The sequence below is a fragment of the Odoribacter sp. N54.MGS-14 genome (genome assembly GCF_000980295.1).
Taxonomy (GTDB): Bacteria; Bacteroidota; Bacteroidia; order Bacteroidales; family Marinifilaceae; genus Odoribacter; species Odoribacter splanchnicus.
The window spans coordinates 48,252-56,819 of record NZ_LARL01000015.1 but is presented as its reverse complement, the minus strand read 5'-3'; the positions used below and the strand labels follow the sequence as shown (position 1 = coordinate 56,819).

The 8,568-nt window shown below is 43.5% G+C and carries 9 protein-coding genes; 3 read left to right on the top strand and 6 right to left on the bottom strand.

The genetic code is table 11. The features are described 5' to 3' along the window. The 3 genes from WS42_RS05250 to WS42_RS05240 all read right to left on the bottom strand — a co-directional run. A partial coding sequence (locus WS42_RS05250) for a DUF3575 domain-containing protein (protein ID WP_286728306.1) occupies positions 1-984 on the bottom strand: 984 nt, incomplete at its 3' end. Between the two features lie 456 nt (positions 985-1,440). Then, a complete protein-coding gene (locus WS42_RS05245; RefSeq protein WP_013611464.1) occupies positions 1,441-1,953 on the bottom strand; it encodes a ferritin-like domain-containing protein in 513 nt (170 codons plus the stop codon). A 199-nt stretch (positions 1,954-2,152) separates the two neighbouring features. Beyond that, positions 2,153-3,412, bottom strand: a complete 1,260-nt coding sequence (locus tag WS42_RS05240) for a glycerophosphodiester phosphodiesterase family protein (protein ID WP_087381667.1) — start codon at positions 3,410-3,412, stop codon at positions 2,153-2,155. A gap of 362 nt (positions 3,413-3,774) precedes the next feature. Between WS42_RS05240 and WS42_RS05235 the strand changes: the two genes are divergently transcribed. Next, a complete protein-coding gene (locus tag WS42_RS05235) occupies positions 3,775-4,206 on the top strand; it encodes an Hsp20/alpha crystallin family protein (RefSeq protein WP_013611466.1) in 432 nt (143 codons plus the stop codon). Positions 4,207-4,239: 33 nt separating this feature from the next. Here WS42_RS05235 and WS42_RS05230 read toward each other — a convergent pair whose 3' ends face one another. Both WS42_RS05230 and WS42_RS05225 read right to left on the bottom strand, forming a co-directional pair. Then, a complete protein-coding gene (locus WS42_RS05230) occupies positions 4,240-4,860 on the bottom strand; it encodes a response regulator transcription factor (RefSeq protein WP_013611467.1) in 621 nt (206 codons plus the stop codon). Next, complete coding sequence (locus WS42_RS05225) at positions 4,847-5,554, bottom strand: hemerythrin domain-containing protein (protein ID WP_013611468.1); 708 nt, start codon at positions 5,552-5,554, stop codon at positions 4,847-4,849. The genes WS42_RS05230 and WS42_RS05225 overlap by 14 nt, the downstream gene beginning before the upstream one ends. Positions 5,555-5,772: 218 nt before the next feature. Between WS42_RS05225 and fldA the strand changes: the two genes are divergently transcribed. Then, the gene (gene fldA / locus WS42_RS05220) at positions 5,773-6,282 is read left to right on the top strand and encodes a flavodoxin FldA (protein ID WP_013611469.1); all 510 of its coding nucleotides are present in this window, start codon (positions 5,773-5,775) and stop codon (positions 6,280-6,282) included. Between the two features lie 179 nt (positions 6,283-6,461). Further along, positions 6,462-7,670, top strand: coding sequence for a zinc-dependent metalloproteinase lipoprotein (locus WS42_RS05215; RefSeq protein ID WP_286728304.1), 1,209 nt, complete (start codon positions 6,462-6,464; stop codon positions 7,668-7,670). A 10-nt stretch (positions 7,671-7,680) separates the two neighbouring features. Here WS42_RS05215 and WS42_RS05210 read toward each other — a convergent pair whose 3' ends face one another. Further along, entirely contained in the window at positions 7,681-8,565 is an 885-nt protein-coding gene (locus tag WS42_RS05210; protein ID WP_022159544.1) for a bile acid:sodium symporter family protein, read from the bottom strand. Positions 8,566-8,568 lie beyond the last annotated feature (3 nt).

Here is an 8,568-nt window from a genome sequence, read left to right as displayed (position 1 = left end):
GAATGGCAGGACATAGCCATAGCTTACGCCTGCACCGTAGAAACCGTCCGGAGACTGGTAGCGCGTATGCTTATCCACGGAGATATTGAACGCTCCGATATTAAGGTGTGCCCCGAAAAAGTGTCCTTTCATCGGAGTGCCGAACCAATAGCGGAATTCGGGCTGAACGGCCAGAAAGCGTAGCCGGAACGTCCGTGACACGGTATAGGGACTATAGATCATTGGCAGATCGACCGAGTAATGCTTACCGAAAGCAAATTCCACACCGAGATTGGCTACCGTAGCAGCCAGATAGGCTACATTCGTCTTGATAACCCACTGGTAACAGGGTTGAACGGGATCACCCAGAGCGCTTTCCAAAGCCTTGGCAATCGGCCGCGTGGATTCGGATGCCGGTTTCGCAGACCTCTCCGCAATAAGCGTGTCGGGTTCGACAAAGGGTTTCAGAACCTGCGATGCCGACACCGAATCGGCCGATGTAAAGCCACTTTCCGGTAATGTTCCGGAAGCCGGGATCGTTTCCGAATTCCGGAACAAATAGGCTATCCCAATGACATCAGTCATCCCGTGCCATTGGCGCGTGGAGTTGGTCGTCCGAAAATGATCCTCCTTCAATCCTTCATGGACAATGAAATAGGATTTGACCTGATTGCTCCGATTCTTCGCAGCCGCAAGGTTCTCTGCGCAGGAACCGTAAGAGGAACAAAATCCCAGTACACGTACTTTCATATCGCCCGATTCGATCGAAAGTTTGTGTTGCCGGATGGAACGGGCAAGCGAATCGATAGCGATTGCATTTCCCTTGTAATCAGCCCAGAACATACGTTTTTCCGGAGCAAACCGGAAGACTGCCGTATCTCCCCGGACGAATGGTGCCACAGACATACCGGCCTCCTGCCCCGATGCCACACCGCAAGCAAACAACAGGATAGGCAGAAATAGCAGTCTGTACTTCAATTTCATCGGATGAATAGTTGTTCTCATTTCTTGTTTCTTTCCACCGGATGCGGCATCGAAAAACCCGTTCAAACCGCTAACGGCAGACAAAAATGTTGATTAAATCGTTCGTTTATGCCTGCAAATATAACAAATGCGGACAATAAAGGCAAAAATATCGGCTAAAATTTTCCTACCCAGTTCTTTATTTGTTTGTTATTTCCATCGTACTCCGTTTTAAACCGTGATTTAATCCGGATAGCAGAAAAAACGAAGATTTAACCAGCATATTCTTACCTCTAAAAAACAATTAATATACTGGCATTATGCAAATGCATTAACAGGTCAAAACTTCTCGGAATGAGAGGAGAGATCCGAGATGGATTTTCTTTTTGGATTCTTAAAAATTATATTGACATTGACAGAAAAGACCGAATAATCATGGGGACGGGGCAATTGTGCGAAAGTTTCGCACAATTGCCCCGTCCCCATGATTACAATAAACTATTTACCAAGGATTGATTTTTTCATCCGGGCAATATCGGTCAGATAGTCCTGAAGATCCTGTTCATGCTCTTCCTCCTCGGCCAGAATTTTTTTCGCCATATCACAGGTCGTAAAATCTTTACCATTTGTAAAGTCGGCAATTTCCTGATACCTCAATATGGCACAACGCTCGGAAGCCACATTGTCATTCAGCAGACAAACAGAATCAAAGTCTTGCGGAGTATCGTATTTGCATCTTGCCAGTTCCGACCACTTTTGGGGATCCAAAACAGGAACGCCTTCCAGTTCGATGATACGTTTAGCAATCATTTCGGCATGCTTGCGTTCTTCATTGGCGTGTTCTTCAAACTCACTCTGTACATTCGGACGCATAGCACCTTCGACAACCAAAGCACCGATCCAATACTGATAGTATGCCAACCATTCTTCAGCCAATGCTGCGTTTAACTGTGAAATCAAGCTTTCCACATCCAATTTTCCTTGCAGGATTTTTACACTCTCTTTAGCCATAATTTTAGTGTTTAGTTCATTTTGTTCTTTTTATACGTACTACGGCCAAAGAAGTTGTTTGTCGTCCGATAGACCGGGAGATCTATTCGGAAACCTTCATCAAAATATTCAGGATCGTTATAATGAGGCAGGTATAGAAATCATATCCCCGCATTACAGCTATGCAGGAGGGCAACGAATCTACCCTCCCTAAATCCGGTCAGTTGTAATACCCTAATTGTTCCAATACTTTTTCAGCCTTTTCCAGCTTCTTTTTTTGCTGTAAATGATCCGGCAGGCCTGAGGTTGCATTCGACTTCAGATATTTTGCGGGCAACGTTTCCTGATAAAACCGGATAGTCATATCCGACTTATTGGTAAACATTCCATCGGCCCGGTTTTGTGCCGGCTGTCCGGCTTTCAATCCGGTATATTCCTCCATCTGCTCCACCGTATCGAAACTATAGGGATGAATGGCCATACCCGAACGGTAAATCAATTCACCGTTTCCGGGAGACAAAAGTTCATCATAATGATTAGGTGCCCCTGCAATACTAGGCCCCATAATCACAGCCCCGTTTTCTATACCGAAATTGATTTTGGCAGCATATTGCTCGGGGGTATTTTGTTTTAAGTCAGAAACGTCATTCCCTAACCACAATAAAAAGCAGGTAGGAATCCGTCGTGGGAAAGCTTCTTTCAGTTTTACCAGGCTCTCGTCCGAGAAAGTCTGCAAAATCACCCGGGCCGACGAATTTGCAATAGCTACTTTGCCCGCGGTTACCGGAATTTGTTTCATTTGTCCGGCATCCGGATGATACCAACCCAGTCTTTGTAATTCTATCACCAAATCTTTTTCCATACCCGGAAACAAATGAGGTTCTTTGGTTTCGGGATAAATACCGGGACGATTACCGTTATCGTCAGGATCTTTTTCGTAACGGGTGTGCTTTCTCCCCTGCCCGTCGATATCGTACACTCTTTTTCCTGCCCGGTCTCTGACTATGCGATAGCCCTCGGCTATACGCACGACATCTTCCAAGGTCAGTATGTCTAAGCCTTCGAATGCTTTTCTGGCCCGATCCGGATTCGCTTTGTTAAACCACGAACCGGCATCCAGTTGTCTCAGCTCTTCCAGGGTAAACTCCGAAACAGGCGAGTCGGCCCGATCCGGAAATACGGTTTCAACATTCGTCGTACGCCTCAGATTGACATCGTGCAGAGCAATCAATACCCCATCTTTCGTTCGTTGTAAATCCAGTTCCAGGTAATCGGCTCCGATATTACGGGCCCAACGCATGGCGGCTTCGGTTTCCTCCGGAGCCCAATACGTCGTACCCCGATGGGCTATAACAATATTCCGGGGTAAATAATCCAAAACTTCACGGGATTCAGGAGGTAAAGTCTTTACTTTTACCTCTCCGGGCAATATCGTTTTCCCGGTCGCCAGCATCAACAATACGGGTAAGAGCATTTTCATCGGTATTATTCTTTTATTAATAAGGCAAAAATAAAGAATAAAGCTGATATCCCCTCATTAAAAGCCCACGGGTTTGTTACAAAACCATGAAGATTTGGCAGACCTCCAAACAGATTTTATGACAATTTTTCCTTTATTCTGCCAAAACAACATAACACACTCATTACAAGTAATTTAACACACAAAGCATCTCTTTCTTCTTTCTTATTTATTATCAATAAATTACACATAATCTACAAAAAAAATACGTATTTCCCCACGAATTGCGGCATACCGATTGCAATCTCCTAAAACGAACACGGTTTAAAATACCGGTTCTACCCAATGAATATGTTAAACTTAAATAATAGGAGGATTAAATTATGGTACCTGTAAGAAGAACACAGACTTGGTTACCGGATATCTTCAATGATTTCTTCGATAACACGTGGATGGAAAAAACCAATGCTACTGCACCGGCAATCAATATTCGGGAAACCGAAACAAATTACGAAATCGAAGTTGCTGCACCGGGTATGACCCGTGAGGATTTTACCATCAAAATCGAAAACAACAACCAGTTGGTGGTCAGTATGGAAAAGAAACACGAACAGAAAGAAGATAAAAAAGAAGAGGGACGCTATCTGAGACGTGAATTTTCATATACCCGCTTCCAGCAAGCGATGATCTTGCCCGATGATGTGGTAAAAGAGAAGATTCAGGCCAGGATGGAACACGGTGTATTGACCATCGATATCCCGAAACAAACGGTAATTCCGGAAGAAAAAAACGGACGAACGATTGAAATCAAATAATAAAAAATCCCGGATTGTTTCCGGGATTTTTTATTACAAATATTCTTTGATATCCTGCAACTCCACCAATTTATTTACAATCGCATAAATAGTCAGGCCTGCCGGACTATGAATCTGTAATTTACGGGCTATATTCCGTCGGTGGGTAATCACCGTATGGGCCGACAAATACAAGGCATCTGCAATTTCTTTATTAGTCATCCCTTTGACGACACAAGTAATAATTTCTTTTTCCCGGCTACTCAACACTTCCTGTCCGGCTAATTCTTCTTCTGTCTCTTCCCCGGGAACATTCAACAGGCGATTCAATTTTTCCCTGATCGTATCCGCATCGTCATATATCGTCAGAGACTCATCGTAATTCCGCAACACACCCTGATCGGCCACCGAACACATCAAAGCAATACATTTCACACCCGCATTCTGAGGTGTTTCTTTAAATTTACGCACATCGAAATATCCGGTAAACGACGGATTTACGATCAGAATTTCAGGTTTATGAAATCGTACACATTCATCCAGCGATTCTTCGGAGACTAACTCTATCGGAAGAATTTTCAATCCCTGAATCCGCTTCAAGACCAATGCCAATCCACTACGGACGATCATCGATGTCTCGGCTATAGCAATCTTTAAAACTTCATCTTCCTGCATTTTCCTGTACTTTCTTTTCCAATTCTGCAATCAGAGGAACAAACATATAATCTTCTACCCGGCAATGTGAACACAAATCTTTTTCACAAGAATAAATATCGAACAATACGGTATTCAACAGATTATTATTCGCCCTGGAAGGATAATATTTGACAATAATATTCTTGAGTTCGGTCAGTTTAGTCTCGATCTGGTTATGACGTGCAACAAAAACACCGATATTATATCGCCCGGTATCCTCACCCTGCAATAGTGCATTCACATATTTAAAAACCACCTCATTCTCATATCCCATATGTGCCCGCACCTCGTTGACATATTCATCGTAAAATTTCAAAATCAGAAAAGCAACGTCATCCTGCGAACAATCGATGGCATCTATTAACCTCCGCCGGATCACCGGCAGATTATAATCCAGAAAATAAGAATGAGCCTGCTTCAAATATTCCATCAGGGCTTCAACCGATATCTGGTCATGAAACTCTTCGGACACACAACATTCTCCATCCATAAAATTCACGACAGCCAGAAAAGTACCCGTATGCACCCCCTGACGTTCACATACCTGCTGTACAGTCTGGTCACCGAATCCCAAGGATAACCCGAACCGGCTCATCACCAGTAACAGGTTATAATTCTCACAAATCAGATCACTCATCTTATCTGTACCGGAATATTTTAAACGCTTATTCATTCTAAATAAATTTAATCACGCAAAATAAACATTTTATCCGATTCCAACCAATCCCTATTTTTAGGTATTTTTCAATAATCAGCCCATTAGTTTAACCACAATTAAAATTTTTTCGACATAATAAGCCACCCCATTTCTCTTCCGCTCCGTAAACAGAACAGTGATCTGCACAGAATAGATAAACAGTTGACTTATAATAACTTTAAATCACTATTTTTATGAAAAAAACAGGTATTTTTTACGGTTCCACCAACGGTGATACCGAATCTGTAGCGAATAAAATCGCTATTCAATTGGGGATCGGGAAAGAAGATGTACACAATGTCGCCGATACAACGCCCCATGCCGTACAACCCTACGAAGTATTGTTATTAGGTTGTTCGACCTGGGGAGTCGGGGAAATGCAGGACGACTGGAATGATTTCCTTTTCAAACTCAAAGATATGGATCTGAAAAACAAAACCGTCGCCTTGTTCGGATGCGGAGATTCGGTCAGTTTTAGTTCCAGTTTTTGTGATGCTTTGGGTGTCATCTATCACGAGCTTCAACACACCGGTTGTACTTTTACGGGAGAAGTAGACCCCTCTGAATATCGTTTCGATGGTTCCGGTGGAGTTATCGACGGTAAATTTGTCGGGCTCCCGATCGACGATAATAATGAATCGGACCGAACCGATACCAGAATAAAAAAATGGACAGACCGCTTAAAAGTAACGGTTTTATCCTGAAGTCAGCCTGCCATGAGGCTACGATCGGTCGCTTTCCGAAGTCACCGATCGTATATGTTCCAATTCCGTACACCAAAATCTATTTTTACAGGCTGTGTGAAAACAATCTTTAAAACAACTTAAAGTGTCAAGTATATAAAGTCTTTTTTATACATTTGCATTCAATAAAAAAGATTCCGATGAAAATACAACGACTTATATTTCTGATTTTCACAACGATCGTAATGTTCGCCTGTGTGACCGATCACCCTTCACCTCAGGTATTGAAAATTTCCGAAAACACCCTCCGGTTTTCCGGTAACGGCGGTGTATGGAAATTAACGGTCAACAGTAACTGTGAATGGAAAATTACAGGAGGGGATACCTGGTGTACAACCGATAAAATGGAAGGCAGTAAAACGGCCGAAATATTAATTCAGGTAGATACCAACGACACCAAAGCCGAAAGAGATACCCGTTTTACTTTTACCTGCGACCAGAAAGAGGCTGAAGTACATGTATATCAGGATACAAGCGGCAATAACTATTATTATGAACTGCCCGTTATTTTTCATTTATTCTATGCGGATGAAACCGACAGTTTGCAAAATGCTTCCGGAGAATTCTTCACCAAAATGATCGACGAATGTAACCGTTTATACAATACAGGTACCAATAGTATTCCTATGAACCTGAAATTGGTGGCGGCTACCGAAGATCCTGCCGGTAATCCCCTGGCCGAACCCGGCATCGAACGCATCCTGAAAACCCCGGCAGCAGTCATGAGCTGTGAGGATTTCATGGCTCAAAGCAATACTTCGTTCAATTCATTCGTTTGGGACCTGAATAAATACATCAATGTATTTGTATATACCTTTAAAGAAAAGACCACGGCAGGAATCTCCCACCTCCCATACACCCCCCGTGAAAACACTCTTCCGGGCCTGACTGCGAATAACCACTATTTCTCGAACATGCCTTCCTATACCCATTGTATTTCTATCAACAATACCTATATCACCGAGGATAACATTTATGTGACTTTAGCTCATGAGCTGGGACACTATCTGGGGTTATTCCACGTATTCTCCGAGCAAGGGTGCAACGAAACGGATTATTGTGAGGATACCCCCAATTATGACCGTAATACCTATACCGAATGGCTGAATACACTTTCCAAACCTTACACACAGGAAGTATTCACAAGAAACGGATGTGAAGGAGAAAGTTTTATATCTACCAATATCATGGACTATTTCCATTCCTACCAAAACCGGTTTACCGCCAATCAATACAGCCGGGTACGCCATGTATTGGAAAATAGTCCCCTGATCCCCGGACCGAAAAACATCATTACGACGAAAGTGGCGCGGGAAGATATCGTTCCTGCAGCCAGAGCAATAGAGTAGCCTTCTGTTCTTATTTTCCTTTTTTCCACAACTGCCAGCTATTGATCATATTTTGCCACAGCACATACGAAGCAGGGGCGATGGAGGAAAGAGGGTTCAGATATACCTGTGCCATCCAGATAGCCAGGATGGTATTTTTCTGTCCGAGTCCCTGCCCTCCCGAAACAGGATCGCCATACCGCCGTCCGATACGCCTGCCCAGGATAAACTGCAGGACACAAATCACCAATGCTAATGCGGCCATCCACCACTCTTCCGTAATATCGGCATTCTCCTGATACACGATAAAATAAACCGTTTTCCCGGTTACAATAGTCAATCCCAACGCCCAAAGATAAAAGGAAAGAATTTGCAGTTTTTTCAACTGCCGGTGGAGAGACGGCAAAGCTTTCTCCAAAAACAGGGCCAATGCAAAAGGTAATATCAGGACAGGCATGACTTGCCGGCAAATGAAAAGTACGGAATTCCAGAAGGTCATATCGCTATGTTCTCCCAACAGAGTAAAGATCAAGGGAGATACGACAGCTACCACTAAACTACTCATCAAAGTATATGCCGCCAGACAGGCGACACTTCCTCCGAGCATTCCCGTGATCACTGCAGCAGCCGTTGCAGTCGGCGCCAAAACACAAATCAGACCTCCCTGTGCCACGACCGGATCGAACCACACCAATCCACCGTAAACCACCAAACACCCGACAACCTGAACAGCCAGCAACCACAGATGCAAACCACTGAACTTCAAATCGCGAAAAGACAATTTACAATATGTAATAAACAACATACTGAAAATCAGGTAGGGCGTTAAAAAAGCCAACTGTTGAAAGAATTCATAAAAAAATGCTCCCGACAACATGGCCAGCGGAAGCATCCAGGTCTTTATCTTTTGTAACACGAC